Origin of the sequence: Actinokineospora cianjurensis (assembly GCF_003663795.1) — a bacterium.
GTDB lineage: Bacteria > Actinomycetota > Actinomycetes > Mycobacteriales > Pseudonocardiaceae > Actinokineospora > Actinokineospora terrae.
Genome location: NZ_RCDD01000001.1, coordinates 3,248,582 through 3,262,063, shown reverse-complemented (window position 1 = coordinate 3,262,063; position 13,482 = coordinate 3,248,582). Strand labels below are relative to the sequence as shown.

General features: G+C 70.4%; 13 protein-coding genes. 3 read left to right on the top strand and 10 right to left on the bottom strand.

Annotated features, from left to right (window positions below; genetic code table 11):
- Positions 1 to 575: 575 nt before the first annotated feature.
- Positions 576 to 1,400 carry an NAD(P)H-binding protein gene (locus CLV68_RS14635; protein WP_121390838.1) on the top strand — a complete coding sequence of 275 codons (825 nt, stop codon included), beginning with the start codon at positions 576 to 578 and terminating at the stop codon, positions 1,398 to 1,400.
- Here CLV68_RS14635 and cobS read toward each other — a convergent pair.
- Both cobS and cobU read right to left on the bottom strand, forming a co-directional pair.
- The gene (cobS, locus tag CLV68_RS14630) at positions 1,397 to 2,149 is read right to left on the bottom strand and encodes an adenosylcobinamide-GDP ribazoletransferase (protein WP_121390837.1); all 753 of its coding nucleotides are present in this window, start codon (positions 2,147 to 2,149) and stop codon (positions 1,397 to 1,399) included. The genes CLV68_RS14635 and cobS overlap by 4 nt on opposite strands.
- Positions 2,149 to 2,691 (bottom strand): bifunctional adenosylcobinamide kinase/adenosylcobinamide-phosphate guanylyltransferase, encoded by a 543-nt coding sequence (gene cobU / locus CLV68_RS14625; RefSeq protein WP_121390836.1) that lies wholly within the window; start codon positions 2,689 to 2,691, stop codon positions 2,149 to 2,151. Before cobU ends, cobS begins: the two co-directional genes overlap by 1 nt.
- 58 nt (positions 2,692 to 2,749) lie before the next feature.
- Here cobU and cobF point away from each other — a divergent pair, with 58 nt between their 5' ends.
- Positions 2,750 to 3,529: a precorrin-6A synthase (deacetylating) gene (gene cobF / locus CLV68_RS14620; RefSeq protein ID WP_121390835.1), complete on the top strand. Its 780-nt coding sequence runs from the start codon at positions 2,750 to 2,752 to the stop codon at positions 3,527 to 3,529.
- Here the strand turns inward: cobF and CLV68_RS14615 are convergent.
- The gene (locus CLV68_RS14615; protein WP_121390834.1) at positions 3,518 to 4,471 is read right to left on the bottom strand and encodes a LysR family transcriptional regulator; all 954 of its coding nucleotides are present in this window, start codon (positions 4,469 to 4,471) and stop codon (positions 3,518 to 3,520) included. The two genes, cobF and CLV68_RS14615, sit on opposite strands and share 12 nt — an antisense overlap.
- Positions 4,472 to 4,637: 166 nt before the next feature.
- Between CLV68_RS14615 and CLV68_RS14610 the strand changes: the two genes are divergently transcribed.
- Complete coding sequence (locus tag CLV68_RS14610; RefSeq protein WP_170224301.1) at positions 4,638 to 5,621, top strand: M64 family metallopeptidase; 984 nt, start codon at positions 4,638 to 4,640, stop codon at positions 5,619 to 5,621.
- Positions 5,622 to 5,655: 34 nt separating this feature from the next.
- Here CLV68_RS14610 and CLV68_RS14605 read toward each other — a convergent pair whose 3' ends face one another.
- The 7 genes from CLV68_RS14605 to CLV68_RS14575 all read right to left on the bottom strand — a co-directional run bounded on the left by CLV68_RS14605 (position 5,656) and on the right by CLV68_RS14575 (position 13,481).
- Positions 5,656 to 6,600 (bottom strand): helix-turn-helix domain-containing protein, encoded by a 945-nt coding sequence (locus tag CLV68_RS14605; protein ID WP_170224300.1) that lies wholly within the window; start codon positions 6,598 to 6,600, stop codon positions 5,656 to 5,658.
- Positions 6,601 to 6,775: 175 nt separating this feature from the next.
- Positions 6,776 to 7,972 (bottom strand): prenyltransferase/squalene oxidase repeat-containing protein, encoded by a 1,197-nt coding sequence (locus CLV68_RS14600; RefSeq protein ID WP_121390831.1) that lies wholly within the window; start codon positions 7,970 to 7,972, stop codon positions 6,776 to 6,778.
- Positions 7,973 to 8,415: 443 nt separating this feature from the next.
- Entirely contained in the window at positions 8,416 to 9,960 is a 1,545-nt protein-coding gene (locus tag CLV68_RS14595) for a SpoIIE family protein phosphatase (RefSeq protein ID WP_121390830.1), read from the bottom strand.
- On the bottom strand, positions 9,957 to 11,678 hold the full coding sequence (locus CLV68_RS14590) for an ATP-binding protein (protein ID WP_121390829.1): 1,722 nt from the start codon (positions 11,676 to 11,678) through the stop codon (positions 9,957 to 9,959). Before CLV68_RS14590 ends, CLV68_RS14595 begins: the two co-directional genes overlap by 4 nt.
- Positions 11,675 to 12,715, bottom strand: a complete 1,041-nt coding sequence (locus CLV68_RS14585; protein WP_121391204.1) for an ATP-binding SpoIIE family protein phosphatase — start codon at positions 12,713 to 12,715, stop codon at positions 11,675 to 11,677. The genes CLV68_RS14590 and CLV68_RS14585 overlap by 4 nt, the downstream gene beginning before the upstream one ends.
- Positions 12,712 to 13,116, bottom strand: a complete 405-nt coding sequence (locus CLV68_RS14580) for an anti-sigma regulatory factor (protein ID WP_121390828.1) — start codon at positions 13,114 to 13,116, stop codon at positions 12,712 to 12,714. Before CLV68_RS14580 ends, CLV68_RS14585 begins: the two co-directional genes overlap by 4 nt.
- Positions 13,113 to 13,481 (bottom strand): STAS domain-containing protein, encoded by a 369-nt coding sequence (locus tag CLV68_RS14575; RefSeq protein ID WP_092786992.1) that lies wholly within the window; start codon positions 13,479 to 13,481, stop codon positions 13,113 to 13,115. Before CLV68_RS14575 ends, CLV68_RS14580 begins: the two co-directional genes overlap by 4 nt.
- Position 13,482 lies beyond the last annotated feature (1 nt).

Genomic DNA, 13,482 nt, shown 5'->3' with positions numbered 1-13,482 from the left:
AGCAGAGAAGTGACCGGGCCGCGTCGCCCTACCGGGCAAGAACACGCTGGTCAGCGGCGCACGCACGTGATGTCAGGCCGAGAGAAGGACAGTCCGTGACCAGCGTGGGCGATCTTGTTCGCGGCGTGGTCGGCCGACCCCGGGGGATTCACTCGATTTGACGGAAGCGACCCGAACGATCGCCACAAGGATGAGGCAATTTCTCCGCCCCGCATCACTGGGAGCCAGCGTTTCCCGGGTTCGTCGATCCGAAAACCACCCATACGGGTTGCGCCTCACCCGCGTAACACAAGAGCGATTCCCACCGCGTGGCCGAAGAGTCCACATCGGATAGTCGGGCGCGAGCCCGGGCACTAGTGCGTTTGGACTACCTACGCGTCCCAATGAGACGGAGAGCTGTTTACGCTACCGAGACTCGGCAGGCCAAGATGCGCCACCACCCCCGCACGACAGCAGGGCGCCCGACGCTGCCGTCGATTTGCTACGGCAAATTGCTATGTGCGAGCGAGCTCCACGCGTGGCTAGCGTCGGCCGGGACCGGATCTTGGCGATCCGGTGCCGAGCGGAGGAGAACCATGCGAGTGCTGGTCACTGGGGCGACGGGCAGCGTCGGGCGGCACGTGGTGGCGGGGCTGGTGGCGGCCGGGGTGCGGGTGCGGGCGGTGACCCGCCGTCCGGAGGCCGCGGAGTTCGCGAGCGGCGTGGAGGTGGTCAAGGGGGATCTGGACGCCCCCGAGGCGCTGGAGGGCGCGTTCGAAGGGGTCGACGGGCTGTATCTGTTCGTGGCGGGTAAGACGGCGAGCGTGCTCGAACAGGCCAAGCGGGCCGGTGTGACCCGGGTGGTCCTCTTGTCATCGATGTCGGTGGGGTTCGACGACGACCAGATCGGCGAGTCGCACCGGGTAGCGGAAGAGGCGGTGGAGGACTCCGGCTTGGAGTGGACGCACCTGCGGCCGGGGATGTTCGCGTCCAACCTGCTGGAGTGGGCTCCGTCGATCCGCGCGGAGGGTGTCGTCCGAGAGCCGTACGGGTCCGCGGCGCAGACCGCGATCCACGAGGTCGACATCGCCGAGGTGGCAGTGGCGGCGCTGCTCACGGACCGGCACGTGGGCACGGTGCTGGCGCTGACCGGGCCGGAGGCGCGGACCAAGGTCGAGCAGGCCGCGACGATCGGCGTGGCGATCGGCAAGGAGATCCGGTTCGAGGAGTTGCCACCGGAGCGGTGGAAGGCCGAGGTCGAGGCCGAGGTGCCCGGGTGGGTCGCGGACTGGCTGTTGGGGATCTGGGCTGGGGCTGCCGACGTCCCGGAGACGCCTCTGTCGACTGTGGAGGACGTGTTGGGCAAGCCCGCGCGGACGTTGGCCGAGTGGGCGGCCGACCACGCTGATGACTTCCGCTAGGCGATAGCGCAAACGACGAGGACGGCCGTTGTGGCTGCCTCGGCGTTCGCGCCGAAGACGTCTCCGGTGACTCCACCGAAGCGGCGGTGGAGGTGGTGGGTCAGCCCTACCACCACCGCCGCCGCCACGACGACTCCCGCAGGACCGAGCAGCGGGACCCCGGGAACCACGAACACACCGGCCACGCAGAGCACGAACGTCCACACGATGGACACGGCTACCGACTGTGTTCCGGCTACCAGCGCGCCGAAGCCTTCTGGGCGCGCAGCGGGGACGCCTTGACGGCAGCACCAGGAGAAGGCCGCTCTGCCGACTGTAAGAGCGAGTACGACGGCGGGTAGTCGCTCGGACGCGCTCAGCGTTGCCAGCGAAGCTGCCTGCACGCCGATGACAATGACAAGGGCAACGGCCGCGAACGCGCCGATACCGCCGTCCTTCATCACCGCGAGCGCCCGCTCTGGAGGCCCGTAGCAACCGAGGCCATCGGCGGTATCCGCGAGGCCGTCGAGATGCATGCCCCGGGTCAAGATCGCGATCGCACCTACCGCGAGAAGACCGGAGACAAGACCCGGCACCCCGATCTCTCTCAGACAGAACAAGAGCCCCGCTGTCACGAGGCCCAGTACGAGACCGACCACCGGCGCGGTGGCGATGGCCCACCTACGGGCATCCAGGTCTGTTCGCTGCGCGGGAACCGGTAGCACCGTGAGCCAGTGGAAGGACAACCGCAAGCCGTCTAGAGCGTTCATCAGCGCAACCTCAGCGGGATACCGGCCACGAGCAAGAGGACCTCGTCGCATTCTGCGGCTAGAGCAGCGTTGAGCGCACCCAACTCGTCCCGGAACAAGCGGCCCGCGCTGGTCGACGGCACGACACCCAGCCCGACCTCGGCGGACACCAGCACCAGCCGCGTCCGGCACTCGGCGACGGCCGCGACCAGGTCGTCCCTGGCCACCTCGGGACGGTGCGCGCGGTCCCAACCGGTGTCGTCGAGCGCCCCCGTGAGCCAGGTCGCGATGTCGTCGACCAGGACGGGCGGGTCGTCGGGGCGTGCGGCGCGCAGGAAGGCGGCCAGGGCGGCCGCCTCGGGGACCTCGGTGGTGCGCCAGTGGTCCGGCCTGCGGGCCACGTGCTCGGCGATGCGGGCCGACCACTCGGCGTCACCCGGGTCGCGGCGCGCGGTGGCGAGGTAGTCGACCGGGGTGTCCCCGCCCAGCAGGCCCTCGGCGTGCGCGGACTTGCCGGAGCGGGTCCCGCCGAGCACCAGCGCCCGGCGCGGCTGGCTGTCCATGCCGCCATCCTGTCAGCCGTGGTCGGGACGGGTGTCGGGGCCCGGTTAGGGTCTTGGCATGGACGCGACGCGAGTGGAGATCATCGGGATCGGCGCGGGTGACCCCGACCACGTGACGGTCGCCGCGGTGGCCGCGATGAACCGGGCCGACGTGTTCTTCTTCCTCGACAAGCCGGACGCGGCCGGTGAGCTCTCGGACCTGCGGCAGGTGGTCCTGGAGGCGCACGTGCCCGGTGGCCGCTACCGGCTCGCCCGGGTGCAGGACCCGCAGCGGGTGCGGACCGAGTCGGGGTACGGCGAGGCGGTCGCGGACTGGCGCAAGCGGCGGGCGGACGCGTGCGAGCAGCTGATGACCGATCACCTGGCGCCGGGTGAGATCGGGGCGTTCCTCGTCTGGGGTGACCCAGCGCTCTACGACAGCATCATCTCGGTGGTCGACGACATCCGAGCGCGCGGACGGTTGGAGTTCGAGGTGCGCGTGCACCCGGGGATCAGCAGCGTCTCCGCGCTCGCCGCTCGCTGCGGGACCACGCTCAACCAGGTCGGTGGCGCGGTGCAGGTGACAACCGGCAGGCGGTTGGAGCAGGCGTGGCCGGACGGGGTTGACGACGTCGTGGTGATGCTGGACGCCAGAGACGCCTACCTGGCTTACGCGGACGACCCGAGCATCCACATTCACTGGGGCGCTTATGTGGGAACGGCCGACGAGATCATCGTGTCCGGTCCGCTCTCAGAGGTAGCCGAGCAGATCAAGGACACGCGGGACAAGGCCCGACAGGACAAGGGCTGGATCATGGACACCTACCTGCTGCGGCGCGAGAGGTCCTCAGTGGACTAACTGGGCGTGGTGCAGCAGCTCGCCGAACTGGTCGGCGTACTGCTTCGCGTAGGCCCAGTAAGCGTCCTGAGCGAGCTGGATCACGGATGCCGCGTGTTCGGCGATCGGTCCTTCTCGCCGGTAGGCCAAGACGTGGCGCATCTCGACAGGGCTACCTGTCAGCGGTCGAACCGCGATGCCGTCACCGCCGCGGTAGACGGCTTGGCAGGCTGTCACCGCACGGTTACCCGCGACGAGGTCACGGATGGACTCGGTGCTGGGCGAGGTGTACCGGACCCGTGGCGTGAACCCGGCGTGTTCGCAGGCGGCGTGGAAGCAGTCGGGCCATCCCGCGCCATCCGAAGGCGTCATCACCCATGTGCGGTCGGCGAGGTCAGGTAACGCCACCTCGCTGTGTTCGACCAACGGGTCGCATTCAGCGAGGGCCACGAAGATGGGTTCGCGCGCGATGGTGACGCACTCGATGTCGGACGTCGAGGAGAGTTCGTATCCCCGGTAGTCGACGGTGGCGATCGCGTCGAGCCTGCCCGCGGCGATGAGATCCCATAGGAGCCGCGGCGAGTACTCCATGGTCAGGCGGACTTCCATACCTGCGAGCGTCTCCCCTATCCGCTCCGCTAGCCCTACCGACACCGAGCCGACAGCGCCGCCAAGAGCGATCACGGGCGCGGTGGCGTCGAAGTAGCGTGCGGCCCCCATGTGCAGGTCGGCGACGCTATGCATGATCGCTCGTGCACGCGCAAGGACGAACTCACCGACCGCGGTAGGCGCCACACCGCGTGGACCGCGATCGAACAGGGCCGCGCCGATCTCGGACTCGACCCGCCGGAGCCGAGCGGTGAGGGCGGGCTGCGACAGCCGGAGCACGGTCGCGGCCTTGGTGAGGCTGCCGGTCTCGGCGATGACGCAGAGCGTCCGCAGGTGACGCAGCTCCAGTTCCATCCGACGAGCCTAGGTCGGCCGGTTGGCGCCGTTCAACAGATCACATCCAACCCATAAATACCGGTTATGCAATGTGTGATTACCCGAGTGCTCGGCGTACAGGCGATGGTTGGCGGGCTCTGCGCACCCGTCCCCCTGCGTGGTTCCCTGCCTGAACGGAGCATCTATGCCTAAGAAGTCCCTGTTAGCCGCTGTAGCAGCGGCGGGCGTCGCAGCCGCTGTCGTGGCCGCGGTCCAGCCCGCTGCCATCGCGGCACCACCGGTCGCCCCCGCGGCGGCCTCCGTCGTCAAGGAGGTCTTCTCCCCCGACGGCAAGATCAGCCGGGCGCGCGTCCCCGCGCCCGTTGCCACTGCCGCCCCGCTCGCCGCGGTCAGTGCCGACGTGGTCACCATCCAGCAAGCGGGCCCGTCGAGCTCGAAGTTCGACCTCGTGTTCGTCGGCGACGGCTACACCTCGGCCCAGCTGACGACCTACCACCAGCACGTGCTCAACCGGTGGAACGAGCTGACCCAGGTCGAGCCGTTCAAGTCGATGAAGAGCTCGTTCAACGTGTGGCAGGTCAACGTGGTGTCCGCGCAGTCCGGTGTGGACAACGACCCGAGCAAGGGGGTGAGCCGCAGCACCGCGCTGGACATGTACTTCTGGTGCGGTGACATGGAGCGCCTGCTGTGCGTCAACGAGACCAAGGCCAAGCAGTACGCGGCGCTGGCCCCCGGCGCCGACCAGGTGCTCGCGGTGGCCAACAGCACGAAGTACGGCGGCGCGGGCGGTGGGGTCGCGACCTCCTCCGGTGGCAACGCGCAGTCCGGGCAGATCGTGGCGCACGAGTTGGGCCACTCCATCGGCGGGCTCGCCGACGAGTACGACTACCCGAACGACCTCTACACGGGCTCCGAGCCCCGCGAGGCCAACGTGTCCATCTACCCGAGCGCGACGATGACCCGCTACAAGGTCAAGTGGTACTCCTACATCGGCAAGGCATCGCCCGACGGTGGCGTCATCGGCACCTACCAGGGCGGGTACTACTACAAGCGCGGTGTCTACCGGCCGACGGACAACTCGCTGATGCGGAGTCTGGGCAGGCAGTTCAACCTGATCGGGCTCGACATCATGAAGGCGGCCATCGCGCGCAAGGCGCCGGTCCGCTAGCTGTCACCGGTCGCGGGCCTCGGCCCGCGACCGGTCAGTCCCATTCCCAGCGGATGCCGTGAACACCGGGCGGCGCGTCCGGCACAGCGATGTGGGTGGTCATGCTCGGGCCTAGAGGGAGTTCGGTGTCGTTGGAGCTAAGGCCCGACGGGCTCTTGTAGTAGCGGTAGCACCGGACCGGTGGCTGCTCGCGGTCGAACGAGACCTGGATCAGGAGTTGACGGGCCGGGGTCCGCAGACCGTACTGCGCGTAGTCAGTCGGTGGCGGAGGGCCGTCATAGCCGATCTCGTAGGCGTAGACGTAGGTGTCACCCGCGCGGAGCGGGTAGTCGAAACGGAGTTCGACAGCGAGAAGCTCGCTCTCCGGGTCTGTGCGGACCCGCGCGGGGCTACAGCACTCGGTGGTGCGGAGCGTGGGGTGGTGGCCGTCGCCGTCCTGAGGGTGGAAGAAGCAGACCCAGCGGTCGACGCCGTTGACCCTGGCGGTGGCGACGACCTCGGTGCGGACCCGCTGCTCGGTGCGGTCGGCGCCGATGTGGACGTGCTGGTGCAGCGACATCAGGGCCAGCCGGGTGTTGCCAGCGAGGTCGATGCCGTCGCAGGACTCGATCGCGGCGGTGGTGAGGTCGAGCGCGCTGGCCAGGCCCGCCGCGGTGTCCTCGGCGACCCGGTGGCGGGTCGGGCTGATCAGGCGCTCCAGGGCGGTGCGCGGCAGGCCGAGGCTGTCCTCCAGGGCGCGCACGGCGCGCAGCGAGCGGTCGCCGTCCGGGCGGCGACCGCCGCGGCGCCAGTAGCTGAGGGTCGCCTGGCTGACCGTGGCGCCGCGCAGCGCGACGCGGCGCTGGACCGCCTCGAGGCTCAGGCCGCGGCGGCGGATGGCCAGGTCGAGCGCGCGGTCGAACGGTCCGGCGCGCAGGGCGGCGGCCAGCTCGGCCGACAGGTCCTCGCCGTCGTCGGTGGTCGGCGCGGCCATGGTCACAGTGCGCACTCCAGGGGTCGGTCGGCTGGGGGTCAGTCGGCGGGGTGTCCCCACAGCATGAGCGCACGGCGGTGGAAGGCTCAAGTATCGAGCCAAGGAAGCAATACACCGAATTGGTCTCGGGCGACTAAGAGGACGGTGAGAGCACCGGGAATCGGTGCTCTCACCACGCGTTCTAGCGGGTAGATGCCCGGCGGCGGGTCAGTGCGACGAGAGCCGTACCGCTCAGGAGCAGGACTACGCCCAACCAGGCAACCGACGGGCGGTAGATCCCGGTAGCGGCAAGAGCCGGTGCCTTACCGCCCTGCGGCGCAGGTGAGACGCCGTTGTTGCCACCAGGGTTGACGATCGGGTTGATCGCGGCCGTGGTGCTGGAGGTCGTAGGCGTCGTGCAGTCCACGATGGGCAATGCGTTGCTTGCGCCTACCGCGCTCACCTTGGCGTAGCTGATGCCGACGATGCCCGGAATGGCCAGGCTGGTAGCACTGACGGCGCCAGTGGCCTGTCCCTGCGAGGAGAAGATGGCACCGCGCACAGCCTCAGCGGCCGTGCACCCTTGCTGGAGGCCGGTCAGGAACGCGACGGCCTTGTCGGCCTCGGCGGTCTTACCGCCCACGCGCAACGCCTGCGCTGCAAGACCGGTCGAACCCGCGTTGTCCGCGGCGTCGGGGAGGTTCGTCTTGAACCCGCCCGCGGCGGACTGCTTGCCGACCAGCCAGGTCACCGCGGCGGTGGCGGCGTCGGTGCGCCCGACCGCGACCAGCGCCTGGATCGCGACCGCCGTGGCGTCCACATCCGACACGCACGGGGTGTCGAGGGCGGCGGGGAAACCGCCGTCCTGGCACACGCTCGCGACCAGGAAGTCGACAGCCTTCACCGGTGCCCCACCGGCGCGCTCCAGGGCGAGCACGGCCAGCGCCTGGCTGAGGCCGTCGGACTGGTCGGGCTGGGCGGAGGCGTCGACGAACCGGCCGGACGGGGCCTGCAGCGCGCCGAGCGCGGTGACCAGGTCGACCTCGCCGAACGACTTCGGGTCCAGCCCGCGCGACTCGGCGACGAGGGCCAGCTTGGCCAGCGGCCCGGCGTAGGACTCGGCCGCGCCGTCCCCGACGTACTCGAGCACGGTGTCCGGCTCGGCGAGGAATGCGGCCGCCTTGGTCGCGGCGTCGGAGGCGACCCCGGCGGCGTCAAGGGCGAGGACCACGTCCGCGGTGCCGTCGAAGTCGGGGGTCGCCGGGGCGCTCTCGACGTGGTCGCCGTCGACCAGTTGCCGGGCGAGCCAGCCCGCGGCCGTGTCGTCGGCCGTGACACCCGTCTGGGCTGCCGCGCCGAGCGGGGTGAACACGAGCGCGACAGCCGTGACGCCTGTCATGACAGCTGATCTGGGGCCAAGGCCCATGTCCTACGCCTCTCGCGCGGGAGGCCACAGCCGACCCGGCGCACCCGGGGAACCCGCGGACCTCGACGTGTGCGGAGCACGCCGCGCCCGCCGGGGGTCGGAGGTTCCACCGCCCCGCGGGCAGCCGACCTCGCGGGTGGGCACCGGGCTCAGGCCGGGCTTTCCCGTGTGGGCGCGGGTGCTCAACGCTTCGGATCATGCCCAACGGCAACTACGGACCGCAAGATCCGTTAGCGGTCACCGACCCCACCACCCGTACGGCCCAACGCGGCCGATTTCCCCTTAATACCAACGGAAGCGTTACGAGCAACGACAGCCGCTCGCGTGGGCGTCAGCGGCCGTTAGTTGAAACGTGATCGACCCGGTACTCACCGCTTGCACCGGATAGCGCAACCGGCCGCTGCCATCAGGAGCAGTCAGTCTTTGCGTAGGACCAAGAGGGCGATGTCGTCGTCCTTGTTCTGGCCGTAGGTGCCCAGCAGCCTCTCGCAGATCGACTCGGGGTCCTCGTCGGCCCGCATCGACGCGCGCAGGTGCTCCATGTCCGCGTCCAGGGCGGACGTACGGCGCTCGATGAGCCCATCGGTCATCAGGACGACGGTGGTACCCGAGGGGATGTCCACCGTGGTCGCTGCCGGGCGCGGTGTCTTGACCCCGAGCAACGCCCCCGGCAAGCGCAGGTAGCGCGCACTCGACGAGTCCACGATGAGCGGCGGGATGTGACCCGCGTTCGCGATGGTTGCCTTGCCCGCCACCGGATCGAGCAGCAGGACGCAGAGCGTCGTGAGGCCCTCGGGGTGGAACCGGCGGAGCATGGCGTTGAGGAGTTCGACGATCAGGTCGGGCGGGTGGCCCTCGATGGCGTAGGCGCGCAGGGCGTGGCGGACCTCGCCCATGACGCTGGCCGCCTCGATGGAGTGCCCGGTCACGTCCCCGATGGCGACGAGCAGGCGGTCGCCCAGTTCGGCGACCTCGTAGAAGTCACCACCGACCTGGGCGACGGTAGAGGCAGGAACATAGCGCGCGGCCATGGTTACGCCAGCCGAGCGCGGTAGGCCGCTCGGCAACAGGCTCCGCTGCAACGCGAGAGCGATGTCATGTTCGTCGGTGAACGCGCGCAGCCCTTCAGCGGCAACGGCTGTCGTTAGTCCTATCTGGACCAAAAGGTCGCGCTCCTCTTGCGCCACTACGGCCTGCGTGGGCAAGGCGACGCAGGTGACCGGATGGTCAGACCTGGTGCGCGCCAACACGGCGCAGTTAGCGCCATCCGGCAAGGTTCGCAGCGCGGAGGTAATGCGCTCCGGCAAGACCTCATCGGCGAGACCGTCAAGCAACCGCGTGTTCGACACGGTCACCGGGCTGCCCGCGCCCTCGCTGCTCCCCCACAGTTCTGCCCCGTCGCGCAGCCTGAGCAGGACCGTGGCGGCGCTGTCGAGCACTGCGGAAGCGCCCTTCACGGCAGCGGTCACCAACGCCGGGAACGTGCGGGCCGCGTTGATCTCCAGGCTGGCAGCGGTCAGCAGGCTCAACCTGGCGGCGAGGCGCTCGGCCGCGATCCTGGCCCGGTAGTACCGCAGCGCGGCCTTCACCGTCGCCTGCAACTCGCCCGGGTCGACCGGCTCGCTCAGGTAGGCGTCCGCGCCCCTGGTGAGCCCGGCGGCGCGGTCGCTGGCCTCGATGTGGCTCGCGGACACGTGCACCACCGGCAGCGCGGCGGTCGCCGGATCGCTCTTGATCGCCTCGCAGACCTCGAACCCGCTCATGTCCGGCAGGTTCACGTCCAGGATGACCAGGTCCACCTCGGCCGCCCGCAGCGCGGCGAGCGCGCCCGCCCCGGTGTCGGCCTCGATGATCTGGTGGCCGCCCCGGCGCAGCCAGCCGCCGGTGACGTACCGGCTGGCCTCGGTGTCGTCGACGACCAGGATGCGCGCGGGCCGGTCGTCGTCGAACCCGGCGGTCACGGCCCCGGCTCCTCGGCGGCGGCCAGCGCGCGGCGGATGCCGTCGCGGATCGACTCGGTGGTCAACTGCGAGGTGCGCAGCACCACCAGGCCGCTCTCCCGGTCGCGGTGCTCGGCCGACTGCACGGCGAGCACCGGGGTGCCCGCCAGCCTCGGGTCCCGGCGCAGCCCGTCCAGGCAGTCCTCGGCGTGCGGGGCGGCCAGGTCGAGCACCAGCAGCCCGGGCGGCTCGGCGGCGGCCATCAGCACCGCCCCCGCGCCGTCGGCGGTCTGCCGGACGGCGTCGACGAGCGGGTCCATCGCGGTGCTCAACCGAGCGCGGAGGGTGTCGTCCGCGGTGACCAGCAGGACCGACCGGGGCCTGGCCGGGGCCTCGGCCGCGAGAACGGGGAGTCGCACGGTGACAATCGTGCCCTGACCAGGCGTACTCCGCAGATCGAGTGACCCGCCGAGCACCTCCGCGACACTACGCGCGTAGGGCAGGCCGAGCCCGGTGCCCGCGGCGCGCGCCTGCAGCGGGTTGGGCACTTGGTGGAACTCCTCGAAGACCTTGTCCAGGTGGTCGGCCGGGATGCCGATCCCGGTGTCGGCGACGGTGAACACCCAGTGGTCGCCGTCAGCGGCGGCGGTGACCCGCACCTCGCCGCGTTCGGTGAACTTGAGCCCGTTGGACACCAGGTTGCGCAGGATGTGCAGCAGCAGCGTGTCGTCGGTGCGCGGGGCGGTCGCGTCGGGCAGGTCGTCGAGCACCAGCCGGACCGCGCCGTCGCGGGTGTCGGGCGCGAAGCTGTCGCGCAGGTGCGCGAACAGCAGCCGCATGTCCACCTCGGACACCCGGGGCGCCAACCGGCCCGACTCCGCCTTCGCCACGTCCAGCAGGTCGTTGACCAGGGCGAGCAGGCCGCTGCCCGAGGTGCCGATCAGCTCCAACTGCCTGCGCTGGTCGTCGGTGAGGGGATCGGCGCCTGGTCCGAGCAGCAGCCGGGCGAGGCCGACGATCGAGTTGACCGGCGTTCGGACCTCGTGGCTGACGTTGGACCAGAACCGGTTCTTCGCCTCGCTGGACCTCTTGAGCTCGTTGGTCTTCTCGTCCAACTCGGCATAGAGGGCCACAACGCCGCGGTTGGTGTCGTCGAGCTCCTCGGTCAGTTCCGCATAGAGGGCGACAACACCGCGGTTGGTCTCTTCCAGTTCCGCGTTGAGTTGCAGCAGTTCCTCTTGCTTTCGTTCCAGGCTGTCGAGCGTCTGCAGCAAATCCTCGTTCTGGGCGCGCAGCTCGTCGGACGCGTTGCCCGGCTGGAGGCCCGCCAGTTCACCGCGCAGCCGCTCCCCCGCGACCGCGTCCGGGAACGCCGTGGTCGTCGGCAACGCCTTGCGCACCGTGACGTGGACCTTGCCCCACCGCTGCTCGACGGTCACCTCGTCGAGCAGGCGTTCCGCGGTGGACCACCCCGGCTCGGACGCCGGGGCGCTCGACAACCCCGTGCCGAGCTGCACCACCAGCGACGCCACCGGGTCCTGGCGGAGCTCGAAGGCCACCGTCAGAGGGGCCTGACCGACGAGCAGCAGCCTGCCGAGGTCGCTGAGCGCGGTCGCGATCCGGATCTGGTCTTGCGTGTCGAGGCCGATCGCGCGCGCCACCTCCCGGCCGCGCTGCCGGAGCAAGAACACTCCTTGCTCACCGGCGAGCGTGAGCGCCAGCAGCTCGACGGCACTCATCGGCTGCCCGCTCTGGCCACCACCACGGAGGCGTCATCGCGACGACCGCCCGCCTCGCGGAGCAGGTCCAGGGCGATCACCAGGGGGGCCGCGCTCCAGCGGTCGAGCGGGTCCACCGTCCAGCGCTCGGTGAGCCCGTCGGAGTGCAGGACCACCACCGCGTCATCGGGAAGTTCGTAGTCGAACCGCCGGATGGTCCGCGCTTGGTAGCCCGCGATGCCCGGTAGGGACACCATGCCGCGTTTGCGCTCGGTCACCACTGTGCCCGCGATGTTGCCCACACCCGCGTAGCGCACCACGCCGGCTGATGGGTCTAAGTCCGCGACAGCGACCGCGCCGCCTCTAGTCCCACTCATCCCACCGTGCAGTAGGCGGACGGCGTCTTCTGGCGTGGTCCAGTCGATGTCCAGGAACGTCCGTACCGCTGCTTGTGACGCCAGGGCCGCGAGTGGTCCGTGGCCGGAGCCGTCGCACAGCATCAACAGCAGCCGGTTGTCCTGCCTGCGGATGGCGTACGCATCTCCGCAGGTCTCCTCGCCGCCCATCGGCCGCGTGACACCCACGGCGGCGTCGAAGCCCACTGGCGCGGGGCGGCGGCTCTGCTCAGGTCCGAATCGCGCGGTGAGGATCGTGCCCCTCCCCACCGAGGAACGGATCGCGTAGGCGTCCGACAGGCGCGAGATGGCGCCGAGGCCGATCCCCAGGGTGCCGGTGGTCGAGTGACCGTCCTGGAAGGCCAGTGTGGGATCGGACATCCCCGGTCCGCGGTCGATCGAGGCGACCTCCACCTCGGCCCGGTCCGCCGTGCGCAGGACCCGCAGCAGCAACACACCCTGCTCGGCGTGCTTGGCGAGGTTGGTCGCCAGCTCGGTCACCGCGAGCGCGACCTCGGCGACCCTGGTCGGCGCGAACGCCAGCCGCTCGGCGAGACCGGTCGCCGCGCGCCTGGCGGCGCCGACGGCGCTGAGCTCGTCGACGGGCAGCCAGCCGACGTCCTCGGCGGTGGGCAGGTGGTCGGTGGGCGGTCTGCCACTCACCGCGACCACTTGACCACGGTGACCGTCGTACCGCGGCCCACCTCGGTGTCGAGGTCGAACTCGTCGACGAGCCTGCGCGCGCCGCTGAGCCCCAGGCCCATGCCGCGGCCGCTGGTCCAGCCGTCGGTCAGGGCGAGGGCGGTGTCGGGGATGCCGGGGCCGGAGTCCTGGAAGCTGGCCCGCACCCCCTGCCGCCTGCCCTCGCCGAGCAGTTCGACGGTGGCCGCCCCGCCGCCACCGTAGGTCAGGGTGTTGCGCGCGAGTTCGCTGGTCGCCGTCACCAGCTTCGTCTGGTCCACGAGGGACAGCTTCGCCCGCTGCGCGAAGGACCGCACGATCTGGCGCACCCGCACGACGTCCTCGTCCGCGGCGATGGGGATGTCCTCCCGCGCCGCGGTCACCGCGGTGCTCGCTCGCCCAGTTCCGCGAGGATGGCCAGGCCCTTCTCCAGGTCGAGCGCGGTGCGCACCTCACCGAGGGTGAGGCCGAGCTCCACCAGCGTGATGGCCACCGCGGGCCGCATGCCGACCACGACGGTGTGCGCGTCGAACAGCCGGGAGGTGGCGGCGATGGTGGCGAACATCCTGCCGATGAACGAGTCGACGATGTCGACGGCCGAGATGTCCAGGACCACCCCGTGCGCGCCGGTCGCGGTGATCTTCTCGGCCAGGTCCTCCTGCAGCGCGAGCACGTCGCGGTCCTGCAGGTCGACCTGGATGGAGGCGAGCAGGACGTCGCCGATCTTGAGGATCGGGATGCGTTCCACC